Annotated in this window: 23 protein-coding genes; 15 read left to right on the forward strand and 8 right to left on the reverse strand. The window is 73.0% G+C overall.

Annotation, left to right across the window (positions count from 1 at the left end; all coding sequences use genetic code 11):
- Window positions 1-122: 122 nt before the first annotated feature.
- From pcaH to pcaC, 5 genes are read left to right on the forward strand one after another with little or no spacing between them, the layout of a single operon-like run.
- Window positions 123-944, forward strand: coding sequence for a protocatechuate 3,4-dioxygenase subunit beta (pcaH, locus tag AAD528_RS09090; RefSeq protein WP_345751752.1), 822 nt, complete (start codon window positions 123-125; stop codon window positions 942-944).
- Between the two features lies 1 nt (window position 945).
- Window positions 946-1,509: a protocatechuate 3,4-dioxygenase subunit alpha gene (pcaG, locus tag AAD528_RS09095; protein WP_345751753.1), complete on the forward strand. Its 564-nt coding sequence runs from the start codon at window positions 946-948 to the stop codon at window positions 1,507-1,509.
- Window positions 1,506-3,017, forward strand: a complete 1,512-nt coding sequence (locus AAD528_RS09100) for a lyase family protein (RefSeq protein ID WP_345751754.1) — start codon at window positions 1,506-1,508, stop codon at window positions 3,015-3,017. The genes pcaG and AAD528_RS09100 overlap by 4 nt, the downstream gene beginning before the upstream one ends.
- Window positions 3,014-3,787 carry an alpha/beta fold hydrolase gene (locus AAD528_RS09105; protein ID WP_345751755.1) on the forward strand — a complete coding sequence of 258 codons (774 nt, stop codon included), beginning with the start codon at window positions 3,014-3,016 and terminating at the stop codon, window positions 3,785-3,787. The genes AAD528_RS09100 and AAD528_RS09105 overlap by 4 nt, the downstream gene beginning before the upstream one ends.
- On the forward strand, window positions 3,784-4,182 hold the full coding sequence (gene pcaC / locus AAD528_RS09110) for a 4-carboxymuconolactone decarboxylase (RefSeq protein WP_345751756.1): 399 nt from the start codon (window positions 3,784-3,786) through the stop codon (window positions 4,180-4,182). Before AAD528_RS09105 ends, pcaC begins: the two co-directional genes overlap by 4 nt.
- Window positions 4,183-4,275: 93 nt before the next feature.
- On the opposite strand, the gene cydC is transcribed toward pcaC, so the two are convergent.
- Genes cydC through AAD528_RS09125 form a run of 3 tightly spaced genes read right to left on the reverse strand, consistent with a single transcriptional unit; the run spans window position 4,276 to window position 10,275 of the window.
- Window positions 4,276-7,605 carry a thiol reductant ABC exporter subunit CydC gene (cydC, locus tag AAD528_RS09115; protein ID WP_345751757.1) on the reverse strand — a complete coding sequence of 1,110 codons (3,330 nt, stop codon included), beginning with the start codon at window positions 7,603-7,605 and terminating at the stop codon, window positions 4,276-4,278.
- Window positions 7,602-8,639: a cytochrome d ubiquinol oxidase subunit II gene (gene cydB / locus AAD528_RS09120; protein ID WP_345751758.1), complete on the reverse strand. Its 1,038-nt coding sequence runs from the start codon at window positions 8,637-8,639 to the stop codon at window positions 7,602-7,604. Before cydB ends, cydC begins: the two co-directional genes overlap by 4 nt.
- A 19-nt stretch (window positions 8,640-8,658) precedes the next feature.
- A complete protein-coding gene (locus tag AAD528_RS09125; RefSeq protein ID WP_345751759.1) occupies window positions 8,659-10,275 on the reverse strand; it encodes a cytochrome ubiquinol oxidase subunit I in 1,617 nt (538 codons plus the stop codon).
- 167 nt (window positions 10,276-10,442) lie between these two features.
- Between AAD528_RS09125 and AAD528_RS09130 the strand changes: the two genes are divergently transcribed.
- Window positions 10,443-10,805 carry a BlaI/MecI/CopY family transcriptional regulator gene (locus AAD528_RS09130; RefSeq protein ID WP_345751760.1) on the forward strand — a complete coding sequence of 121 codons (363 nt, stop codon included), beginning with the start codon at window positions 10,443-10,445 and terminating at the stop codon, window positions 10,803-10,805.
- A gap of 5 nt (window positions 10,806-10,810) precedes the next feature.
- Window positions 10,811-11,587, forward strand: coding sequence for a M56 family metallopeptidase (locus AAD528_RS09135; protein WP_345751761.1), 777 nt, complete (start codon window positions 10,811-10,813; stop codon window positions 11,585-11,587).
- Here the strand turns inward: AAD528_RS09135 and AAD528_RS09140 are convergent.
- The 3 genes from AAD528_RS09140 to AAD528_RS09150 are packed head-to-tail and all read right to left on the reverse strand — an operon-like array spanning window position 11,584 to window position 14,456.
- Complete coding sequence (locus tag AAD528_RS09140; protein WP_345751762.1) at window positions 11,584-13,242, reverse strand: helix-turn-helix domain-containing protein; 1,659 nt, start codon at window positions 13,240-13,242, stop codon at window positions 11,584-11,586. The genes AAD528_RS09135 and AAD528_RS09140 overlap by 4 nt on opposite strands.
- Window positions 13,243-13,295: 53 nt before the next feature.
- A complete protein-coding gene (locus AAD528_RS09145; protein ID WP_345751763.1) occupies window positions 13,296-13,595 on the reverse strand; it encodes a Dabb family protein in 300 nt (99 codons plus the stop codon).
- 39 nt (window positions 13,596-13,634) lie between these two features.
- On the reverse strand, window positions 13,635-14,456 hold the full coding sequence (locus AAD528_RS09150) for an SDR family oxidoreductase (RefSeq protein ID WP_345751764.1): 822 nt from the start codon (window positions 14,454-14,456) through the stop codon (window positions 13,635-13,637).
- Window positions 14,457-14,667: 211 nt separating this feature from the next.
- Here AAD528_RS09150 and AAD528_RS09155 point away from each other — a divergent pair, with 211 nt between their 5' ends.
- The 5 genes from AAD528_RS09155 to AAD528_RS09175 all read left to right on the forward strand — a co-directional run bounded on the left by AAD528_RS09155 (window position 14,668) and on the right by AAD528_RS09175 (window position 18,923).
- A complete protein-coding gene (locus AAD528_RS09155; protein WP_345751765.1) occupies window positions 14,668-15,408 on the forward strand; it encodes a 3-oxoacid CoA-transferase subunit A in 741 nt (246 codons plus the stop codon).
- The gene (locus AAD528_RS09160) at window positions 15,405-16,046 is read left to right on the forward strand and encodes a 3-oxoacid CoA-transferase subunit B (RefSeq protein ID WP_345751766.1); all 642 of its coding nucleotides are present in this window, start codon (window positions 15,405-15,407) and stop codon (window positions 16,044-16,046) included. The genes AAD528_RS09155 and AAD528_RS09160 overlap by 4 nt, the downstream gene beginning before the upstream one ends.
- On the forward strand, window positions 16,043-17,209 hold the full coding sequence (locus tag AAD528_RS09165) for a thiolase family protein (protein WP_345751767.1): 1,167 nt from the start codon (window positions 16,043-16,045) through the stop codon (window positions 17,207-17,209). The genes AAD528_RS09160 and AAD528_RS09165 overlap by 4 nt, the downstream gene beginning before the upstream one ends.
- Before the next feature lie 119 nt (window positions 17,210-17,328).
- Complete coding sequence (locus AAD528_RS09170) at window positions 17,329-18,042, forward strand: IclR family transcriptional regulator domain-containing protein (RefSeq protein WP_345751768.1); 714 nt, start codon at window positions 17,329-17,331, stop codon at window positions 18,040-18,042.
- Window positions 18,043-18,065: 23 nt separating this feature from the next.
- A complete protein-coding gene (locus AAD528_RS09175; RefSeq protein ID WP_345751769.1) occupies window positions 18,066-18,923 on the forward strand; it encodes a hypothetical protein in 858 nt (285 codons plus the stop codon).
- Here the strand turns inward: AAD528_RS09175 and AAD528_RS09180 are convergent, their stop codons facing one another.
- The gene (locus tag AAD528_RS09180; protein WP_345751770.1) at window positions 18,924-19,136 is read right to left on the reverse strand and encodes a dodecin; all 213 of its coding nucleotides are present in this window, start codon (window positions 19,134-19,136) and stop codon (window positions 18,924-18,926) included. It abuts the gene before it with no gap.
- A gap of 88 nt (window positions 19,137-19,224) precedes the next feature.
- The gene (locus AAD528_RS09185; RefSeq protein WP_345751771.1) at window positions 19,225-20,664 is read right to left on the reverse strand and encodes an MFS transporter; all 1,440 of its coding nucleotides are present in this window, start codon (window positions 20,662-20,664) and stop codon (window positions 19,225-19,227) included.
- An 83-nt stretch (window positions 20,665-20,747) separates the two neighbouring features.
- Between AAD528_RS09185 and AAD528_RS09190 the strand changes: the two genes are divergently transcribed.
- From AAD528_RS09190 to AAD528_RS09200, 3 genes are all read left to right on the forward strand, one after another.
- Window positions 20,748-21,440 carry a GNAT family N-acetyltransferase gene (locus AAD528_RS09190; RefSeq protein ID WP_345751772.1) on the forward strand — a complete coding sequence of 231 codons (693 nt, stop codon included), beginning with the start codon at window positions 20,748-20,750 and terminating at the stop codon, window positions 21,438-21,440.
- 5 nt (window positions 21,441-21,445) lie between these two features.
- On the forward strand, window positions 21,446-21,853 hold the full coding sequence (locus tag AAD528_RS09195; protein ID WP_345751773.1) for a hypothetical protein: 408 nt from the start codon (window positions 21,446-21,448) through the stop codon (window positions 21,851-21,853).
- A gap of 94 nt (window positions 21,854-21,947) precedes the next feature.
- A complete protein-coding gene (locus tag AAD528_RS09200; RefSeq protein ID WP_345751774.1) occupies window positions 21,948-22,625 on the forward strand; it encodes a hypothetical protein in 678 nt (225 codons plus the stop codon).
- Window positions 22,626-22,627: the final 2 nt, after the last annotated feature.

The raw sequence follows: 22,627 nt of genomic DNA on the forward strand, positions 1-22,627 counted from the left end.
CCACTCCCCGATCCCATGGAGTGGGACATTCGACCCCGAATCTCCCATTGAATAGGAAAAACGAGGGGCTGGCGGCGTCGCCGGTGCGAGCCTGAGACGACCCGATCGTCGAAGGAGACGCCATGACTGACACCGCGCCCCAGGCGGCCGCGCCGGAGTCGCTCCTGCGGTCTGCGGACTTCCCGCCGCAATCCCAGATCACGCAGGAGATCCAGGATCTCCATGCCGCATACGAGCAGCGCGTCGCCGCCGGCGAGACCCTGCCGAAGACGATCCGGGACTTCGCGCCGTACCGCTCCAGCATCCTGCGCCACCCCACCAAGAATCCGCGCCTGGTCGACCCCGAGACCATCGAGCTCTGCTCTCCGGCCTTCGGCCAGCGCGACGTCGCCGCGATCGAGTCCGACCTGACGCTGCAGCACACGGGAGAGCCGCAGGGCGAGCGCATCACCGTGACCGGGCGCCTGCTCGACAGCTGGGGACGCCCGATCCGCAACCAGCTCATCGAGGTGTGGCAGGCCAACGCCGCGGGCCGCTACATCCACCAGCGCGACCAGCACCCCGCGCCGCTCGACCCGAACTTCACGGGCGCCGGCCGCACGGTCACGAACGACGCGGGCGAGTACTTCTTCACCACGATCAAGCCCGGCCCGTACCCGTGGAAGAACCACATCAACGCCTGGCGCCCCGCCCACATCCACTTCTCGGTGTTCGGCTCGGGCTTCACGCAGCGCATCATCACGCAGATGTACTTCCCGGGCGACCCGCTCTTCGCGCTCGACCCGATCTACAACTCGATCCGGGATGAGAAGGATCGCGATCGCCTGATCTCGACCTACGACCACGATCTGACCGTGCCGGAGTTCTCGATGGGCTACCGCTGGGACATCGTGGTCGACGGCCCGGATGCCACCTGGTTCGAGCCCGAAGAAGGGGAGCACTGACATGCCTCGCGGCGACAAGACGCTCGAGCCCACGGCCGGACAGACCATCGGGCCGTTCTTCAAGTTCGGCCTCGAGTACGACCGGATGAACGAGATCGCCTTCCCGCACAGCCCCGGCGCGATCATGCTCAAGGGCACGATCCACGACGGCGACGGCGCCCCGATCCCCGACGCCGTGATCGAGATCTTCGGCGCCGACACGGACGGCACGGTGCCCGATGCGCGCGGTTCGCTGCACCGCGACGGCCTCACGTTCACGGGATTCGGCCGCGCCATGACGAGCGACGACGGCGGCTTCCACTTCTGGACCCGGGAGCCGGGCCCCGTCGGAGGCAAGGCGCCGTTCTTCGCGGCCATCGTCTACGCCCGCGGCCTGCCCGACAAGCTGCACACGCGCATCTACCTGCCCGAGCACGACGAGCTGCGCGCGGCCGATCCCTTCCTCGCGAGCCTGGATGGGGCGGAGCGCGCGTCCGTCACCGCGACCCGCACCGGGGACGGGCACCTGCGGCACGACATCCACCTGCAGGGCGCGAAGGAGACCGCCTTTATTGTCTTTGGATGACCCCATTGACTTCTGACGCGTCCGGCGGCGGCGACCTGGATCTGGGACTCCTCTCGCCGGCGACCGCCGGACACGAAGGACCCGTCACGGATCGGGCGGTGCTCGCCGCGCTCGTGACCGCCGAGATCGCGCTCGTCGAGGCGTACGCCGCGGTCGGCGGCCTCGACCAGGCGCAGGATCGCGCCGCCGTGCTCGCGGAGGCGCGCGAGCTGCGCGCGGGGGACGCGCGGGAGATCGCGCTGGCGGGCGTCGCCGGCGGCAATCCCGTCATCCCGCTCGTGAAGGAGCTGCGTCGCACGGCCGGCATGCTCGTGAAGCCGTGGGTGCACCGCGGCGCGACGAGCCAGGACATCCTGGACACCGCGCTGATGATCGTCGCGAAGGATGCCGCGGGCCACGTGCTCGCGGGCCTCGACGCGACGGCGGACGCGCTCGACCGCTTCGCACGCGAGCACCGCGACCAGGTCGCCGCCGCGCGCACGCTCACGCAGCACGCTGTGCCCACCACGGTCGGCCTGCGCGCCGCGAACTGGCGCCGCGCGATCCTCCGCGCGCGCGGCCGGCTCGCGCACGCGCGCGACGCCCTGCCCGCCCAGCTCGGCGGTGCCGGCGGCACGCTCGCGTCGTTCGCGGAGATCCTGGGTCCGGATCGCGCGACGCAGCTGCCTGCCGCGTTCGCGGAGGCGACCGGGCTCGCCGCTCCCGACGCGCCGTGGCACACCGCCCGGTGGCCCGTCACCGAGCTCGGCGACGCGCTCGTGCAGGCCCTGGACGCGCTCGGCGTGCTCGCCGCCGACGTCGCGACGCTCTCGCGCACCGAGATCGGCGAACTGGCGGAGGGATCCGGCGGCGGCTCCTCCGCCATGCCCCAGAAGCAGAATCCCGCGCGCTCGGTGCTGATCCGCTCGGTCGCGATCCGCGCCCCGCACCTCGGCGCCGCGCTGCACACCGCCGCGGCGCTCGCGGTCGACGAGCGGCCCGACGGCGCGTGGCACGTCGAGTGGCCCACGCTGCGCGAGCTGCTGCGGCTCGCGCTCGGCGCCGCCGCGCACGCGGCGGACCTCGCCGAAGGGCTGCACGCCGACAGCGAGGCGGTCGCGCGCAACCTCGCCGCGACCCGCGGCCTGATCGTCTCCGAGCGCCTCTCGATCGTGCTCGGCCCCATCCTGGGCTCCGACAAGGTGTCGGACATCGTGCGCACCGCGGCCCTCGGCGGCGACCTCGGCCTGCTCGTGCACAACGCGCTCGCGGCGGCCAACACGGCGGTGCCCGCCGGGCTCGACGAGCTGCTCGACCCCGCCGCGTACACGGGCCTCGCGGCCCGGCTCGTCGACGGCGATCTCGGCGCCGCGCCGTACGTCGACGTCGTCGATCCCACGGCACCGCTGCCGCACGAGGAGCCCGGGCCGTACGATCCGTTCGACGACGGTTCGCGCCTGCCCCCGCCCCGGCCGCGCGGGTTCGATCCGTTCGCCGACCACTTCAGCCACGGAGAGGACGAGAAGTGACCCAGCCGACCCTCGCGTTCACCGCTCCCGCCGGACCCGACGGGGCGCCCCTGCTCATGCTCGGCCCGTCGCTCGGGACATCCACGATCCTGTGGGAGGACGTCGTCCCGCACCTGACCGAGCGCTACCGCGTCGTGCTGTGGGACCTCCCCGGTCACGGCGCGGCGCGGCCCGCGGGCCAGCCCTTCACGGTCGGCGAGCTCGCGGACGCCGTCGCCGACGGCATCCGCGAGCTCGGCGCGCCCGCGCTGTACGCGGGCGTCTCACTGGGGGGCGCGACGGGGCTCGAGCTGCTGCTGCGCCATCCCGACCTCGTGAGCGCGGCCGCGATCGTGTGCGCGTCGCCGCGGTTCGGCGATCCCGGGATGTGGCAGGATCGCGCGGCGCAGGTGCGGACGCAGGGGACCGGATCGCTCATCGTCGGATCCGCGCAGCGCTGGTTCGCGCCGGGGTCGATCGAGCGCCGGCCGGTGCTGACCGGTCGCCTGCTGCACAGCCTCCGCGACGCCGACGACACCAGCTACGCGCTGTGCTGCGATGCGCTGTCGCAGTACGACGTGACCGGACGGCTCGGCGAGATCGCGACGCCGCTGCTCGCGGTGTACGGCGAGCACGACGGCGTCTCGCCCGAGGAGCACGCCCGCACGATCGCCGACGGCGTGCGCGACGGCCGGATGATCCGGATCGACGACGCCTCTCACCTGGCCCCGGCCGAGCGCCCGGACGAGGTCGCGGCGGTCCTGAACGACTTCTTCGGGGGTGCGCGATGACGCGGCCGATGGGCGAGGGCCTCAGCGACGAGGAGCGCTACGACCAGGGCATGGTCGTGCGCCGCGAGGTGCTCTCGCCCGAGCACGTCGACCGCGCCACCGCCAACCAGACCGCGCTGAGCGCGGACTTCCAGGACTTCATCACGCGCGTCGCGTGGGGCGACGTGTGGTCGCGCCCCGGCCTCGACCGCCGCTCGCGCTCGGTCGCCGTGCTGACCTCCCTCATCGCGCACGGCCACCACGAGGAGCTCGCGATGCACCTGCGCGCCGCGATCCGCAACGGCCTCACGATCGACGAGATCCGCGAGGTCATCCTGCAGTCCGCGATCTACTCGGGCGTCCCCGCCGCCAACACGGCCTTCCGCATCGCGAACGAGGTCTTCGGCGCCGAGTGAGGTCCGCCCCCACCTCATCGAGAACACGTCCTGTCAGCGACGACACGCGAGATCTGAGCGGAAACCGCGTGTCCTCGCCGAGAGGACGTGCTCTCAGCGGGGGAGGGAGATCACGCGGTCGCCGGGGCGGTGGTCGTCGGCGCGGTGGGAGACCAGCAGCACGATGCGATCGGCCGTGGCGCGGCGGACGTCGGACATCATGGCCGCGGCCGTCGGGGCGTCGAGGTGGGCCGTGGGCTCGTCGAGCAGGATGACGTCGGCGCGCGTCAGCAGGGCGCGCGCGACCGCGAGGCGCTGGCGCTCCCCGCCGGACAGGGCGGATCCGCCGGCGCCGACGCGGGTGTCGAGCCCGCGCGGCAGCGTGCCGAGCAGCGGCCCAAGGCCCACGCGATCCAGGACTGTCGTCATCTCGGTCTCCGTCGGGGCATCCGCGCGCGGCCGGGACAGCAGCAGGTTGCCGCGCAGGGTCGAGTCGAACACGTAGGCGTCCTGCGGGCACCACGCGACGCGGGAGCGCCACGCGTCGGGATCGAGCTCCGCGAGGGGGACGCCGTCGACGCGGACGGATCCGCCGGCCGCGGGCAGGGCGCCCATCACGATCGACAGCAGCGTGGACTTCCCGGATCCGCTCGGCCCCTCGACCACCAGCCACTCGCCGGCCCGCGCGACGCCGTCGATCCCCGCGAACACCTCGACCTCTCCGTACCGCGCGGCGAGTCCGTCCAGCGCGAGCTCCCCGACCCGCTGTCGACCCGAACTGCCCCTGTTCGGCCCCGGATTCGGGCCGATTGGGTCAACGGGGGCGTGGAGCAGGGGGGCGAGGCGGGCGCGCACCTCGCCGAGCGCGGGCAGGCGGTGCCCGGCCGCGACGAGATCGGCGAGCGGCTCGAGCGCCGTGAGGGACAGCAGCGAGATCACGCAGACCAGCTCGGCGGGCGCTCCGGCCGACAGCACGGGCACGCTCACGGCGAGGAGCGTCGTGGCGAGCACCACGACGGCGGTGCCGAGCCCGACGCCCCACGCGACGCGGCGCTCGGCGCGCACGAGACGCGCGTCGGCGTCGTCGAGCGTCGCGAGCGCGCGTCCGGCGACCCCGTTCGCGCGCAGGTCGTCGGCCGCCGCCACGAGGGCGGCAGTGCCGCGCGCGAGCGCCGAGCGCTCCCGGATCCGCGTCCGCTGCGCGCCGCGGGCGGCGACGACCGCGAGCGCCGCAGCCACCAGCGCGGATCCGCCCAGCGCGGCGAGCACGGCGACCGCGAGGCGCGGCAGCACGAGCGCCGTCGTGACGGCGATGCCCGCGACCGAGAGCACGCCGACCACGAGGGGCGGGATGACCCGGGGGAGCAGGTCGCGCAGCTCGTCGGCGAGCACCACCAGGTAGTCGACGGGCGATCCGCCCTCGAGCAGGCGCCGCGACCCCGCGCCGCGCGCCGCGATCCCGCGCCACAGCCGCAGGCGCAGCGCGTCGACCACGCGGAACGCGGCCTCGTGCGTGAACAGCCGCTCCGCGTACCGCGCGATCGAGCGCCCGATGCCGAAGAACCGGACGCCGACGATCGCGACGAGCAGGTACAGGATGTACTCCTCGACGCTCGCGCGCACGATCAGCCACCCCGACACGGCGCTCAGCGCGAGCCCCAGCCCGACCGCCAGGAACGCCAGCAGGATCCCGACGAGCCAGGGGAGCAGGGGATTCGGCTTCGCTTCGCGTCGCTCGCTCAGCACGTCTCGACTCGGCTCCGCCTCGCTCGACGCCCGAGGGTTCGGCGCGCCGGTCGTCGAGCGGAGGCGCAAAGCGCCGGTGCTGAAGCCGTCCGAACCGTCCGGACGACCCGCCGCGCCGACCGCCACGGTCGCCGACGCGAGCGCGAGCGTCTCGGGCTCGTGGGTCGCGAGCACGACCGTGGCGCGCGCGGCCCTGGCGCGGATCGCCGCTCGCACGCGGTCCGCGGACGCCGGGTCCAGGTGCGCCGTGGGCTCGTCGAGGACCAGCAGCGTCGCGCCCAGGTCCACGCGGGCGAGCGCCCGGGCGACCGCGAGGCGACGCAGCTCGCCGGGGCTGAGCTCGGCGATCCGCGCGTCGGCGACGTGCCCCAGGCCGAGCTCTCTGAGCGCCGCCGCCGGGTCCGGCGCGCCGAACAGCGCCAGCTCCTCCCCGGGCGTCGCCGCGAACCCGTGCGGCGCCTGCGGCGCGTAGGCCACGACATCCGCGCCGTCGACCGATCCGGACGTCTCCGCGTCCGCGGGCAGGGTTCCCGCCAGCGCGGCCAGCAGGGTCGACTTGCCGGATCCGCTCGGTCCCGTGATCGCGGTGATCCCCTCCAGGCGCACATCGAGACCGGTGAGGGTCGGGGCCTCGCGGCCCGCGTAGCGGACGGTGAGCGCGCGGACGGCGACGCGCGTTCGGGCGCCCGCTTCGCGCGCACGCCGGCCGGGCAGGGGGGTTCCCCGCAGGATCTCCCGCACGCGCTGCAGGGCCGACAGGCCGTCCTGCGACGCGTGGAACGCGGTGCCGACGTCGCGCAGCACCGCGAAGCACTCCGGCGCGAGGATCAGAACGAGCAGCGCCGGTTCGAGCGCGATCGTGCGGTCCATGAGCCGCACGCCGAGGAGCACCGCGACGATCGCGACCGAGATCGTCGCGATCAGCTCCAGCGCGAGCGCGGACAGGAACGCCGTGCGCAGCGTCTCCTGCGTGCGGCCGCGGTAGGCGCGCTGGATGCCGTCGAGCGCGCGTGTCTGCTCGGCCACGCGACCCAGGCCCACGAGCACCGGCAGTCCGCGCGCGAGCTCCGTGAGGTGGTCGGCCAGCCGCGTCAGCGCCGCGAGCGCGTCGTCCGTGCGGGCCTGCGTGTGCCGGCCGATGAGGATCATGAAGAACGGGATGAGCGGCACGGTGAGCACCACGACCAGCGCGCTGACCCAGTCGGCGCCGAGGATCCGCAGGCCGAGGATCGCCGGCACGGCAACCGCCGCGATCATCGCCGGCAGGCTCCGCGCGTAGTACTCGTCGAGGTCGTCCAGGCCGTCGGTGGCGAGCACTGCGATCCCGCCCTCACCCGCCCCGGGGCCGCCGTCCGCGATCCGGCGCCAGAGGTCGCGACGCAGGGCGCGCTTCGCCGCGATCGCGATCCGCCGCGCGACGACGTCCGTCGCCCATCCGGATCCGGAGCGCAGGATCGCGCCGATGCCGCCGAGCAGCAGGATGCTCGTCGCGTCGAGCTCGCCGCGCTGCAGGCCGGCGACGCCCGCGGCGATCGCGCCCGCGACGAGCACGAGGCCCAGGGCGCGCAGCGCCGCGAGCACGCCGAGGCCGAGCACCGCCGGCGGCCGCACGGGCCCGAGGTCGGGCCGCGTCGCGGGGCGCTTCGGGCGCGCGGCCTCGACGGCCCACGGGTCGTAGGCCTGGTCGGTGCGGCTCACTTCGCCCGCAGCACGGCGGGCAGGAACCCGTGCGCGGTGGGGATCGCGCCGGGCGTGACGCGCTTGCGGAAGATCCAGTACGACCACGCCTGGTAGGCGAGCACGATCGGCAGGCCGATGCACGCGACGATCGTCATGACGAGCAGCGTGTACGGGCTGTTCGCGGCGTTCTCCACGGTCAGGCCATCGGCCGGATCCAGCGTCGACGGCAGCACGTACGGGAACATGCCCGCGAAGATCGACCCCGCGCCGAACAGCATGAAGCCGGCGTAGCCGGCGAACGCGAGGCCCTCGCGGCGGGCGCGCGCGTTCCACCACCCGAACGCCGCGGCCAGGACCGCGAGCACGACGAGCGCCCACGACAGGATGCTCCCGCCGTGCTGGAACTGCACCCACAGCGCCCACACGGCCGCGGGCGCCAGGCAGACCGGCCCCCACGTCGCGGCGAACGATCCGGCGCGCTCGCGCACGGGGCCGTCGCTCTTGAGTGCGAGGAACGTCGCGCCGTGTGTGAGCGAGAAGCCCACCACCGCGAGCCCGCCGATCACGGCCGGCGGCGTGAGCCACACGAACGGATGCCCGACGCGGTCGCCGAACTCGTCCAGCGGCAGGCCGGTCGAGGTGATGGCGAGGGCCGCGCCGACGCAGAACGCGCTGATCGCCGAGCCGAGGCCCAGCGTCCAGGTCCAGAACGTCGCCCAGCGCGGATCCGTCATCTTGCCGCGGTACTCGATGCTCACGGCGCGCAGGATGAGGCCGAGCAGCGCGACCGTGAGCGGCACGTACAGCGCGGAGAACAGTGAGGCGTACCAGGCCGGGAAGGCCGCGAACAGCGCGGCCCCGGCCGTGATCAGCCACACCTCGTTGCCGTCCCACACGGGCCCGATCGTGTTGAGCATGACGCGTCGGTCGCGATCGTCCCGGGCGCGGAGGATCATGTGCATGCCCACGCCGAGGTCGAAGCCCTCGAGCAGCAGGAAGCCGATCCAGAGCACGCCGATCGCGACGAACCAGACGATGGCCAGAGGTTCCATTTCGGTTTCTCCCTCGCGATCAGTACGCGAACGACAGGACGTCGTCCCTCTTGTCGGGATCGTCGCCCGGACTCTGGTCGTCCGGATGGTCGTCGGGCCCCATGTCGGTGCGCTCGATCCCGTGCTCCATGTCCGGCATCGCGCCGGCGACGCCGCCGCGCGCGTACTTCACCATCAGGACGAGCAGCACGATCAGCAGCGCGCCGTACACCGCGCTGAGCGCGATGACGGAGAACAGCAGCTCGCCGACCGTCGTGCCCGGAGAGACCGCGGCCGCGGTGAACATGAACACCGGATCGCTGCCCCAGAACGTCGGGTTCGGTGCGACCACGAACGGCTGCCGGCCGAGCTCCGTGAAGATCCAGCCCGCGATGTTCGCGAGGAACGGGGTCGAGATGCCGAGGATCGCGAGGCGCATGATCCACGGCGAGGCCGGCACGACGCCCTTGCGCGTGAGCCACAGCGCGATGACCGCCGCGCCGGCGGGGAGCGCTCCGAGACCGATCATCAGCCGGAAGCCCCAGTAGGTCACCCACATCAGCGGCACGTAGTCGATCTCGCGGTCTGCGTGAGCCCCCAGGCGGGGATCGTCCGGAAGGTGCGAGCCGAACAGCTCCACGTACTGCGGCTCGAGGTCGCGGATGCCCGGCATGTCCGCGCCGAACTCGCCCTTTCCGAGCCAGCCGAGCACGCCTGGCACCTCGATGAGCGTCTGCACCGAGTCGCAGTCGGAGGATCCGGGATCGCCGATCGCCAGGACGGAGAAGTCGGAGCCGGTGACGCACGCCGCCTCGGCCGAGGCCATCTTCATCGGCTGCTGCTCGTACATGAGCTTGGCCTGGTAGTCGCCCGTGATGACGACCGCGGCGAACCCGACGATCGTGACGACCGCGCCGATCCGGAGCGACCGGATCCACACGCCGTGGTCCTTCTCGTCCCGTCCCGCGATCTCCGGGTGCGATCCGATGACGACCCGGCCATCCGATCCGACGCTGTCGATGCCGTCGTGGCGACGCCGCCACAGGTGGTACCAGGCGATGCCGAGCAGGAACATGCCGCCGACCATCAGCGCGCCCGCGATCACGTGCGCGAACGCGGCGATCGCGGTGTTGTTGCCCAGCACGGCCCAGATGTCGGTCATGACCGGGCGGCCGTCGGCGTCGAGCTCGACGCCGACCGGGTGCTGCATCCAGGAGTTCGCGACGATGATGAAGTACGCCGAGAGCCAGGATCCGCCGACGGCGAGCCAGAGCGCCGCGAGATGGAGGCCCTTGCGCAGCCGGCCCCAGCCGAAGATCCAGACGCCGAGGAAGGTCGACTCGGCGAAGAAGGCGAACAGGCCCTCCATCGCGAGCGGGGCGCCGAACACGTCGCCCACGAAGCGCGAGTACTCGCTCCAGGCCATGCCGAACTGGAACTCCTGCACGAGGCCCGTGGCCACGCCCAGGATGAAGTTGATCAGGAAGAGCTTCCCCCAGAACTTCGTCATGCGCAGCCAGCGCTCGTCGCCCGTGCGCACCCATGCCGTCTGCATGATCGCGACGCCGGCACCGAGGCCGAGCGTCAGCGGGACCAGGAGGAAGTGGTAGACGGTGGTGATGCCGAACTGCCAGCGAGCGATGTCGAGCGGATCCATGGGAGCCTCCCTGCAGCGAGGCCGATGGGGGAAAGGCCTCGGTTGATGCCGAAGGTACTCCGGCGGGGCGATTCTACGCAGTGTAGAAGTATTTCTACAAGCGATCGAAGATGTTCTACGAGGGAGCGAAGTCGGGTACGATGAACCATCGGTGGAGGAGGGGCGAGATGAGCAGCCTGGGTGAACTCGAACGCTCCGTGATGGACGTGCTGTGGGACAGCGACCGTCTCGCGCTCACCGCCTACGACGTGCAGGAGCACCTCGAGCGCGAGCAGGGGCGCCAGCTCGCGGCGACCACGCTGCTGACCGTGCTGTCGCGCCTCGAGAAGAAGGGCTTCGTGGCGTCCGACCGCTCGGCCCGACCGCATCGCTATCGCGCCACCGCGAGTCGCGTCGACCACGTCGCCGAGCTGATGCACGAGGCGCTGGGCGACGCGGGTGACCGCAGCGCGGTGCTCGCCCGCTTCGTCGGCGGCTTCACGCCGGAGGACGCCGAGGTGCTGCGCCGGCTGCTCGCGGGCGCCGCCTGAGCTCCATGACCCTGCAGGAGCTGGCCGCCGCGGCCGCCCTGATCCTGATCGCGGTGCTGCTCGCGTGGCCCGTGCCGATCCTGCTGTCGCGCGCCGCGTGGCCCGCGTCGGCGCCCGGCCGCGCGCTGCTGCTGTGGCAGCTGATCGCGGTGGCCGGCGGCCTGTCCATGATCGGCGCACTGTGGCTCGTGTGCCTGGCGCTGCTGCCGGGCGCCCCTCTGCTGGCGCCGATCCCGCCCGCCGCCCTGGCCGCGTACCTGCTCGTGCACCTCGGCATCACGGTCGTGCAGTTCGAGCGCCAGCGCCGCCGGCACCTGGAGCTGCTGCTGCTGCTCTCGGCGCCGCACCCGACGCAGGCGCGCACGCGCGTGCTCGACGACGCCGCGCCCGTGGCGTACTGCCTGCCGCGGGGCATCGGATCCGTCACGGTGCTGTCGCAGGGGCTGCTGGACGAGCTGGATCCGGATGAGCTCGCCGCCGTGATCGCGCACGAGCGCGCGCACGTCGAGCAGCGACACGAGGTGCTGCTGGTCGCGTTCAAGGCGTGGCGCGAGGCGCTGCCGTGGTTCCCGATCGCGGCGCGGGCCGAGAGCGAGGTCGCGGCCCTGGTCGAGATGCGCGCGGACGACAGCGCCCGCCGTTCCCTGCGCATGACCGGGGTGGATCCGGACGCCGTGCTCGCGCGGGCGATCCTGCGCGTCGCCGGTCCCGCGGGCCCGCCCGAGCACGCCTCTTCGCGAAGGGACCGCCACAGGGACCGCTTCCTGCGGCTGTCTCTCTAACCCCTGTCCTGCGCCTCGAGCACGCGCAGGGCGAGGTGGGTCTCGAGGCGGCGGGGCGACACGTCCCAGCCCGGTCCGAGCAGCGCGCCGATGCGCTCGAGCCGTTGGCGCACGGTGTTGCGGTGCAGGTGCAGCAGCTCGGCGACGCGGGCGACGTTGCCGTCCGACTCGAGGTAGACGTAGGCCGTGCGGGTGAGGTCGGCGTCGCGCGTGCGGTCGTAGTCGCGCAGCGGGTCGATCGCCGCGGTGAGGCTCTGCGGCAGGTCGCCGCGGCGGGCGAGATCGAGCAGCGCGCCCAGCAGCCCGAGCTCGGCGCCGTCGAGCACGCCGTCGCGGCCCAGTGTCGTGAGCGACCCCAGCGCGAGCTCGGCGCGGCGGTGCGCGTCGCCGAGCCGGCGCACGTCCTCGACCGGACCGCCGAGGCCCGCCCGCAGCGGCCAGCCGCGGGCGGCGAACAGGGGTCGCAGCTGTCGCTCCCAGTCGGGGTCGGCGGTCACGAGGCACAGGTGGTCGTGGTGCGCGGCCATCATGACCGAGCGCGTGCCGAGGCCCCGCACCGCCTGCAGGCGCCGGCGCCGATCGGCCTCGGGCGCCTCGATCACGACCGACCAGAGCGGTTCCCCGGGTTGCAGCCCCCAGCGCTGCAGCCGTCGTTCGAGTCGTTCACGGGGCACGTCGGCGCGCTCGAGCAGGTCGTCGAGCACCTCCGACTGCCGGCGCAGATCCGCGTCCTCCTCCGCCCGTGCGAACAGCAGCGCGAGCGCGATATGCACGGCCACGCGCTCGAGCAGAGCCTGTGCGGGCGCGTCGAGCGCACGTTCCGCGACCAGCACGCCGAGCCGCTCGCCCGCCGCGGTGACGGCGACGGACCCGGGCGCCTCAGGGGGCGCCGGATCCGTCGTGGTCGCGACGAGGACGGCGCCATCCGGATCCCGCAGCCACAGCTCGCACGCGAGCACGCCCTGGCCGATGGCGAGGATCCGGCCGACGTCGGGCGTGACCATGACGGCGTCCATCAGGCGGTCGTCGAGCTCGAGCACCTGTGTGATCAGTGCCAGCTCGGACGCGCTGCGCTGCTGCTGCCGGACGAGGTCCTCGGCCAGGCGGTTCGCGGCCTCGAAGCGCATCGAGTTGTCCAGCGCGACGGCGGCGATCGTGCCGAGCGAGTCGACGAGCGCCACCTCCTGCGGCGCGAACACGCGCGGGTGGCGCTCGGCGACGACCAGGGCGCCCATCACCCGCCCGGCGACCGTGAGCGGCACGCCCATGATCGCGTGCACGCCCTCGCCGCGGACCACCTCGTCGATCTCGGGCACGTGCACCAGCGCGGTGTCGGCGAGGTAGTCGGCCGATTGGAACGGCGCGAGCCCGCGCGCCACCTCGCCCAGCACCCCGGTGCCGAGCGGCTGGCGCAGCGTGCGGTACGCATGCGTCGCGACGCCGTCCGTCTGCCGGATGGCCGTGACGCCGCCCTCGACGTCCGTGAGCGCAAAGTACGCCATGTCGGTGCCCACGATGGCGCGCGTGCGCCGCACGATCGTCTGCAGCACGGCGTCGACGTCGCGCAGCGCGGTGATGTCGGTCGCGGTGTCGAGCAGCACCCGCAGCAGCTCCTCGCGGGACCGCGCCGGCGCGGCGTCCTCGGTGTGCACCATGCCCATAAGCATGCCGCAGCCGCGTCCCGACGATGTGCCGGTGTCTGCCGTCGTCAGGGCTGGTCGACGAAGTCGTACTCCTGGAACTTCGCGACCTCGGTGGCCCATCGACTCGCGACGAAGTCGACGTGATCCGGATGCGCCGTGTACGCCTCGTGCGCGGCGAGATCCTCGAACCACATCGAGAACTGCCAGCGCAGGTCGCTCTTCGGGCTGACCTGCTCGCGGATCGTGAAGTCCGTGACCCCCGGGATCGCGGACAGGATGCGTCGCCCGTCATCGAGGAAGGCGGCCTCCTCGGGGGAGCCGGCCGCGTGGGCAAGAGTGAACACGACGGTGTGCTGAAGCGCCATGCCGCCCCGCGTAGGCGTCCCCGGTCCCGTCCGGCAGGGTCAGATCCGGCGCCAGTCGTCGCTCTCCAGCGCCGCGCCCGCCATCGGGCCCATCTGCAGCATGCCGCCGTCCACCGGCCAGGACGCGCCGGTGACATAGGAGGAGGCGGGCGAGGCGAGGAACGCGATCACGGCCGCGATCTCCTCGGGCACCCCGGGCCGACCGAGCGGGATACCGGGGCGGTGGGTCTGCTCGGCCTCGGCCGGGTCGATGTCCGTCATGGGCGTCGCGACGAGCCCGGGGGCGACCGCGTTGACCGTGATGCCGTGCTCGGCCAGCTCGATCGCCATGGTCTTCAGCAGTCCGCCCAGGCCGTGCTTGGCGGCGTCGTACGCCGAGGAGCCCATGAGCGGCTGGTGCTCGTGCACGCTCGTCACGCCGATGATCCGGCCGCCGCGCCCGCGCGAGACCATCAGCCGCGCGGCGCGCTGCATCACGACGAACGCGCCCTCGAGATCCGTGCTGACGACGCGGCGCCACCCCTCCAGGTCGACGTCGAGGAACGGCACGCTCTCGCCCGTGCCGGCGTTGTTCACGAACACGTCGATGCCGCCGAGCTCCTCGGCCATCCGGTCGATGACGTCGCCGCAGCCGGGGATGTCGGTCACGTCCAGCTGCGCCACCACGGCCCGCCGGCCCTCGGCCTCGACGCGCCGCGCGGTCTCGCGCGCCCCGTCCTCGTCGGAGTGCCAGGTCACGCCGATGTCCAGCCCGGCGCGGGCGAGCGCGATGGCGGTCGCGCGCCCCATCCCCGAGTCGGAGGCGGTCACGACGGCGGTGGTCGGCTGGAAGGTCAGGGCCTCGGTGGTCGGTGCGCTCATGCCCGCATTCCACTCGCCTTCCCGCCGATCCGGAACGCTCTTGACATCCTGTCCGAGCCCACCCCGCACGTTTCGACCCGGGTCAGCGTCGAACCCGCGGGCTCGGCGCGCGACGGCGAGGGCTGGCGCGATCCGGATCGCTGCGATTAGGATGTGTGCGAGATACGCACACACGTTCGCACAGCGAACGAGCAGCCAGCAAGGAGGCCGGATGATCGACAAGACCGTGGCGAGCGTCGAGGACGCCGTCGCCGGGATCGAGGACGGCTCGACGATCATGATCGGCGGCTTCGGGCGCGCGGGTCAGCCCGTCGAGCTGATCGACGCGCTCATCGCCCACGGCGCCGGCGACCTGACCATCGTGAACAACAACGCCGGCAACGGCGACACGGGCCTGGCGGCGCTGCTCGCGGCGAAGCGGGTGCGCAAGATCATCTGCTCCTTCCCGCGACAGAGCGACTCGTGGGTGTTCGACGGCCTGTATCGCGCGGGCGAGATCGAGCTCGAGCTCGTGCCGCAGGGCAACCTCGCCGAGCGGATCCGCGCCGCGGGCGCCGGCATCGGTGCGTTCTTCTCGCCCACGGGCGTCGGCACGCAGCTCGCCGAGGGCAAGGAGGAGCGCGAGATCGACGGCCGCCGCTACGTGCTCGAGTACCCGATCAGGGCCGACTACGCCCTGATCAGCGCGCTGAAGGGCGATCGCTGGGGCAACCTCGTGTTCCGCGAGACCGCCCGCAACTTCGGCCCGATCATGGCCACGGCGGCGGCGACCACGATCGTTCAGGTCGACGAGACCGTCGAGCTCGGCGGCCTCGACCCCGAGAACGTCGTCACCCCCGGCATCTTCGTCGACCGCGTCGTCGCGGTCGGCCCCCGCCGCTGGCTGCGCGACGGCGCCTTCGTGGGCGGCGTCGACATCGAGGGACGCCCGCTGGAAGGAGCGAATCAGTGACCACCATCAGCCGCGACGACCTCGCGAAGCGCATCGCCGCCGACATCCCCGAGGGCGCCTACGTGAACCTCGGCATCGGCGCCCCGACGCTCGTGGCGAACTTCCTGCCGGCCGACCAGGAGATCATCCTGCACACCGAGAACGGCCTGCTCGGCATGGGCGAGGCGCCCGCGGCCGACCGGATCGATCCGGATCTGATCAACGCCGGCAAGCAGCCCGTCACCGCCCAGCCGGGCGCGGCGTACTTCCACCACGCCGACTCGTTCGGGATGATGCGCGGCGGCCACCTCGACGTGTGCGTGCTGGGTGCGTTCCAGGTGTCGCAGACGGGCGACCTCGCGAACTGGTCCACGGGCGCGCCGGGCGCGATCCCGGCCGTGGGCGGCGCCATGGACCTCGCGATCGGCGCGAAGTCCGTCTACGTCATGACCGACCTGCTCACCAAGCAGGGCGAGTCGAAGCTGGTCGCGGACTGCACGTACCCGCTCACGGGCGTCGGATGCGTGACGCGCGTGTACACGGATCACGCGGTCTTCGACGTGGCCGACGGCGGCTTCCGCGTGCGGGAGCTGTTCGGCGACAACACCATCGAAGGGCTCGAGGAGCTCACCGGACTGACCCTGGAGGACCGATCATGACATCCACCTTCGTGTACGACGCCGTCCGCACGCCGTTCGGCAAGGCCGCCGGCGCCCTGTCCGGGGTGCGCCCCGACGACCTCGCCGCCGTGGTGATGAGGGCCGCCGTGGAGCGCACGGGCCTCGATCCCGCGCTCATCGAGGACGTGATCTTCGGCGACGCCAACCAGGCCGGCGAGGACAACCGCAACGTCGCCCGCATGGGGGCGCTGCTCGCGGGCTTCCCGGTGACGGTGCCGGGCACGACCGTGAACCGTCTGTGCGGCTCCTCCGTCGAGGCGGTGATCCAGGGATCCCGCGCGATCGAGTCCGGCGACAACCGGATCGTCCTGGCGGGCGGCGTGGAGTCGATGAGCCGCGCGCCGTACATCGTCGAGAAGTCGGCCAAGCCGTTCCCGGCCGTGGGCAACCAGACCATGTGGAACACGTCGATCGGCTGGCGGATGACGAACCGCGCGCTGCCGAAGGAGTGGACGATCTCGAACGGCGAGAGCGCCGAGAAGCTCGCGGCGATCTACGACATCTCCCGGTACGACCAGGACGCGTTCTCGGTCCGCAGCCACGACCTCGCCGCCAAGGCGTGGGCCGAGGGCGCGTACGACGCCGAGATCGTGCAGGTCGCCGGTGCCGAGCTCGCGCGCGACGAGGGCATCCGCGACGGGTCGACCGTGGAGAAGCTCGCGGGCCTGAAGGCGCTGTTCGCCGTCGACGGCACCGTCACGGCCGCCAACTCGTCGTCGATCAACGACGGCGCGTCGGCCGTGCTGCTCGGCGCCGAGGGCGCGATCGACGTCGAGCCGCTCGCCCGCATCGCCGGCCGCGGCGTGCACGGCAACGAGCCCGACGTGTTCGGCGTGGCGCCCGTCGAGGCCGCGAACAAGGCGCTCGCCCGGGCGGGGAAGACGTGGGCCGACGTCGACTTCGTCGAGCTCAACGAGGCGTTCGCGTCGCAGAGCCTCGCGTGCATCCGGCAGTGGGACATCGACCCCGAGAAGGTCAACATCCACGGCGGCGCGATCGCGATCGGCCACCCGCTGGGCGCGTCCGGCGGCCGCATCATCGGCCACGCCGCGCACGAGCTCAAGCGCCGCGGCGGCGGTGTCGCGGTCGCGGCGCTGTGCATCGGCGTCGGCCAGGGCCTCGCGGTCGTCCTCGAGCGCTGAGCCCGGCCTCGCTCATGTCCCGCTTCGCGCCCGTATGAACCGGCAATCGGGCGCGAAGTGGGACACGAGCCGGGCGGAAGCGGCGAGAGGTGGGACATGCCACGTGAGAGGCTGACCGGATGACCGAGCTGGACCCGCGCGAGTACGTGCAGTCGTTCGCGCGCGGGCTGGCGGTCATCCGGGCGTTCGACGCGGATCATCCGCGCCTCACGCTGAGCGAGGTCGCCGCGCGCGCCGCCGTCACGCGCGCCGCCGCGCGGCGGTTCCTGCTCACGCTCGAGCACCTCGGCTACGTGCGCAGCCGCGGGCGGGACTTCGAGCTGACGCCGCGCGTGCTCGAGCTCGGCTTCAGCTACCTCTCCTCGCTGTCCCTGCCCGAGGTCGTGCAGCCGCACCTCGAGCGCCTGTCGCACGAGATCGACGAGAGCGTGTCGGCCGCGGTGCTGGACGGCGACGAGATCGTCTACGTCGCGCGCGTGCCCGTCCGCCGCATCCTGAGCGTCGGCATCCTGATCGGCAGCCGCTTCCCCGCGCGCGACACGAGCATGGGGCGCGTGCTGCTCGCGGGCCGGCCCGAGCGGCCCGCGGACCCGGCGTTCGCGGCGGAGCTCGACCGGATCGCCGCGCAGGGCTGGGCGATCGTGGAGGCGGGGCTCGAGCCGGGGCTGCGCTCCGTGGCCGCGCCCGTGCACGGCCGCGACGGCCGCGTCGTGGCGGCCGTCAACATCCCGACGTCCTCCAACCTCGTCCCGCTCGAGCGCCTGCGGGGCGACTACCTGCCCGCGCTCCTGCGCACCACGGCGGCGATCGACGCCGAGCTCCGCCACCTCTGACGGGCGTCCGCCAGACTGGCGTCATGGACGGCGACGCGGTGCGGGTGACCTGGCGCCGCGTGATCGCGTTCGCGGCCGTGGTCTACGCGGGGCCGCTCGCCGTCGGCTGGGTGCTCGCCGCGCTGCTCGAGCGCGATGCCGTCGTGAGCCTGACACTCGGCCCGCTCGCCGCCGTCGTCTCGGTGGTCGGCGCGGTGGGCCTCGCGCTCGTGGTCCGCCGTCGTCGCGTGCTCGACGTACCCGCCCTCGCGCTCGCGGCCGCCGCCACCGGGTTCGGGGCGGCGGCGCTGGTCGGTCTCCTCCTGCCGGTCGTCGTCATCGCCGCTTCCGGCGAAGTCGCCGCGACGGCGTACGGACTGTTCGGCCTCGTCGGCGGTCCGCTCGTGTTCCTCGTCGTCGCCGGGCCCGTCTGGCTCGCGGCGTCGGCGCTGTGCGCCGCGCGCCTGATCCTGCCCGCCCGCGTCGCCCGCTCGCCGGGCCGCCACGGGGGCATCGTCTGCCTCGTGGCGGGGATCGTGCTCGCGGCGGCGATCATCGGCGTCAGCGCGGCGGACGCCCACCGCGGCTCGGCGGTCGAGCGATGCGCGTCGTCGGGTTCGGCGCCCGGCGTCACCGCATATGTCGAAGCGGACCTGCTGCCCGGCTCCGTGCCGCCGGCGGCGACCTTCTCCTGGTTGCCGCTCGGCCTGCGCTGCGAGTGGCCGCTCGGCACAGCCACGCACACGCAGGAGCCCCTGTGGCTCGCGACGGTCTGCGTCGTGTGGGCGCTCGCGATGGCCGCGTTCGGCGCGGCCCTGCTCATCCGCTCCCGGCGCGTGCGGGAGCGCCCGCCGCGCGAGCCGGCGTGGAACGTGCCTGAGGACCCGTTCGCGACCGTCTGATCAGGCGGGTTCCTCCAGGCGGAAGCCCACCTTGAGCGTCACCTGGAAGTGCAGCACTCCCGACTCGTCGGCGTGGCCGCGCGTGGAGACCACCTCGAACCACTCGATGTTGCGGACGGTCGCGGCCGCGCGCGCGAGTCCGCTGCGGATCGCCGCATCCGTGCCGTCCGGCGACGTGCCGACGATCTCGCTGACGCTGTACGTGTGAGACATCCTCGTCCCTCCTGCCGGTCCGCCCGGGGCGGCGGACGTGCGCCCAGTCTGCTCGCGTGAGCACGCCGAGGGAACAGCGGGATCCGGATCAGCCGCGATCCGGGATGGACGCGCGCTCGACGTGCGGATGGCGCGGAATGAGCAGGGACAGCACGCATGCGGCGACCGCGGCGCCGGCGCCGAGCCAGAAGCACACGTCGAACGCCTCCGTGGTGGGCACCGGCGTGCCCTGGAAGTCCAGCGTGAGCGCGGCCAGCACGGCGGCCATCACGGCAGACGCGACCGACGTGCCGAGCGAGCGGAACAGCGCGTTGATGCCGTTCGAGGCCCCGGTCTCGTGCGACGGGACGGCGCGCATGATCAGCATCGGCATGGCGGCGAAGCTGAACCCGACCCCCACGCCGACGATGATGTTCGCGACGAGCAGGTGCCACACCTCGCTCGACCACAGCAGAAGGAACAGGTAGGCGACGGCGACCGAGCCCGTGCCGAACGCGAGCATGAATCGGCCGCCGAGGTTCCGCTCGAGCCATCCCGACAGCGGCGAGATGATCAGCATCACGAGCCCCGACGGCATCACGACGAGCGACGTGGCGAAGAGCGTCTGGCCGAGACCCGATCCCGACTCGGCGGGCAGCTCGAGCAGCTGCGGCAGGGTCACGTTCGTGCCGAACAGCGAGAAGCCCATGCCGATCGCGGCGAGGTTCGTGAACAGCACCGTGGGCCGCGCGGCGACGCGCAGATCCAGCAGCGGCTCCGCGATGCGCAGCTGATACCAGCCCCACAGGATCAGGATCGCGACCCCGCCGATCCCGGAGCCCAGCGTGATCGGCGACAGCCAGCCCCAGTCGGCGCCGCGCGAGATCGCCAGCAGCACTCCCACGAGGCCCGCCGCGAGTCCCGCCGCGCCGAGGAAGTCGAACCGGCCCCGCGTGCGCAGCGTGCTGGGCGGCACGAACAGCGCCACCACGATGAGCGCCGCCACGCCGAGCGCGGCCGCGAGCCAGAACAGCACGTGCCAGTCGAGGTGCTCGACGATGAGCGCGCTGGCGGGGAGACCGACGGCGCCGCCGACGCCCATGGTCGCGCTCATGAGGGCGACGGCGGTGCCGAGGCGCGCGGGCGGCAGCACGTCGCGCATGATCGCGATGCCGAGCGGGATCACGCCGGTCGTCGCGCCCTGCAGCGCGCGGCCCAGGATGACGCCGCCGATGCCGCCCGACAGGGCCGCGACGAGCGATCCGAGGATCAGCGCGCCGATCAGCACCAGCACGATCCGGCGCTTGCCGTACATGTCGCCGAGCCGGCCCGAGATGGGGGTGGCGCACGCCGCGACGAGCAGCGTGATCGTGACGACCCACGCGGTGTCGGCGCGTTCGGCGTTCAGCAGATGCGGCAGCTCGGCCTGGATCGGCACGACGAGCGTGAACATGTAGGCCGAGCACAGGCCGGTGAACGCCAGCACGCCGACCGTCAGCCACTTCGGGGTGGATCTCGTCAGCCTGCGTCTGTCATCCCGTCCACCCATCCCGCCAGGCTATCGGCGCCCGGAGAGGGCGGATCCGTCTCGGCGATCACCGTTGGGGAAGAGAACGCGAGAGACTGATCCCCATGCGAACCATCCGCGACCTCGACACGGTAGAGCTCATCATCGAGGCGCAGGGGCTGCTCGACGCCCTGCGCCGCTCGGAGCGCACGATCGACGCCGGCACGCTGCGCGCGCTGCAGCAGGCGGGCAGCTACGTGGTCGGGATCTTCGACGGCGAGGACGGCGACGAGCGGATGGTCGGAGCGTCGATCGCCTTCTTCGGCCCGCCCGCCAAGCGCACGATGCACTCGCACATCACGGCGCTGCTGCCCGAGTATCGCGGTCGCGGCTGGGGGCGCGAGCTCAAGGAGCACCAGCGCCAGTGGGCGTTCTCCCGCGAGGTCGGCAACATCACGTGGACGTTCGACCCGCTCGTGGCCCGCAACGCGCACTTCTTCCTCACGGTGCTCGGCGCGCGCGTCACCGGCTACGCCGTGAACCGCTACGGCATCTTCGGCGGTGGCGACGCGGGCGATGAGAGCGACCGCCTCGACGTCGAGTGGGCGCTCGCGGACATCGCGAAGCCGCCGGCCGAGGAGACCGTGGTCGCCACGGTCGAGATCCCGGGCGACGTCGAGACGATGCGCGTCGAGGACCCCGCGGCGGCGCACGAGTGGCGCACCGCCCTGCGCGGCCAGATGGAGGAGCAGTTCGGCCGCGGCCTGCGGATCGCGGGCTTCGACGCCGCCCGCGGCTACCTCTTCGTCCAGGCCTGACCCCGATGACGGGCCCGCGGATCGATCCCGATTGGATCCCGCACCGGCGGGGCCTCGATCGCGAGCTGGTCGGCTGGATCCGTCCCGAGGGCGAGGAGTGGGTCGCGGTCTCACTGTTCGGCGCGGACGTCAGCGGTGCACTCGACTGGGTGGCGGCCGAGGAGGCGCTCGAGGCCGAGGGCCTCGGGTGGCTCGCGGAGCCGTGGATGCTCGAGCGGGACGGAGCGGATCCGATCCGCGTCCGCATCGTGGACGTCTCGCCGCCCGCCGCGGACGGCGGTGCCGGACGGGTCGTGGTCAAGACCGAGGACTACGGCGCGATCGACATCCCCTATGAGACCTTCGCGCTGCCCTGGCCGCCCACCGGGCTGCGGCCGATGCGCCCGGACGAGGCCTCGTCGCCGTGGGGATGAGGGCCGCCGGGATCGACTGAGTGGGAGAGCGCGCCGCGCTTGTCCCCCGAATGGCCGATAACGACCGCGAGGCGCGCGGGAGATCATGTCGGTCATGACCTTTTCGCCGCGAGCCGGGTTTCCGCGCGCCATCGCGTACTCGGCGGTCGCGGTGATCGCCCCGTGGGTCGCGCTGGTGGTGCCGAATCTGCCGCAGCTGCCGTGGATGTACGAGCCCGCAGCACTCGTCCTCCCGGCCGTGGGGGCCGCGCTCGCGATCGGCCTCATCGCGGTCGTCGTGCGCGCGCGGCGGAGGCGGGCGGTGCCGACGCTGCTGGTCGGGACCCTCGCGGCGATCTGCATGCTGCTGCCGGCGCTCGCGGCGCTCGCGGTCATGCTCGGCGTTCCCGCAACGGGTGCGGCGCTCGGCAGCCGGGCGTCGCTCGTCGTGGTGGCGACGGCCCTGACCGCAATGGCCGCATCGATCGTGCTCATGCCCGCATGGATGGCGGCCGCGCGGTTCGCCTCGCCGCTGATCGAGCCCCGGGCGATCGTGCGGCGCACCCGGCTCGGGTCCAGCGTCATCCTGGTCGCGGGCGTCGCCGCGATCTCCCTCGGGATCTGGATCGCGGGCGGCACCGCCACGAGCGACGTGGAGCGGATCCAGGGATGGGGCGGCCTGACCTACGCGCTCGCGTGGGGCATGCTCGGGATCTCGCTCGTGTCGATGGGCCGCCCCGCGGAGGTCGCGGCCGGCGGACCCCGCCCGGCCGACGTCCTCCCCGCCCGCTGATC

The organism is Microbacterium rhizophilum (assembly GCF_039605615.1).
Lineage (GTDB): Bacteria > Actinomycetota > Actinomycetes > Actinomycetales > Microbacteriaceae > Microbacterium > Microbacterium rhizophilus.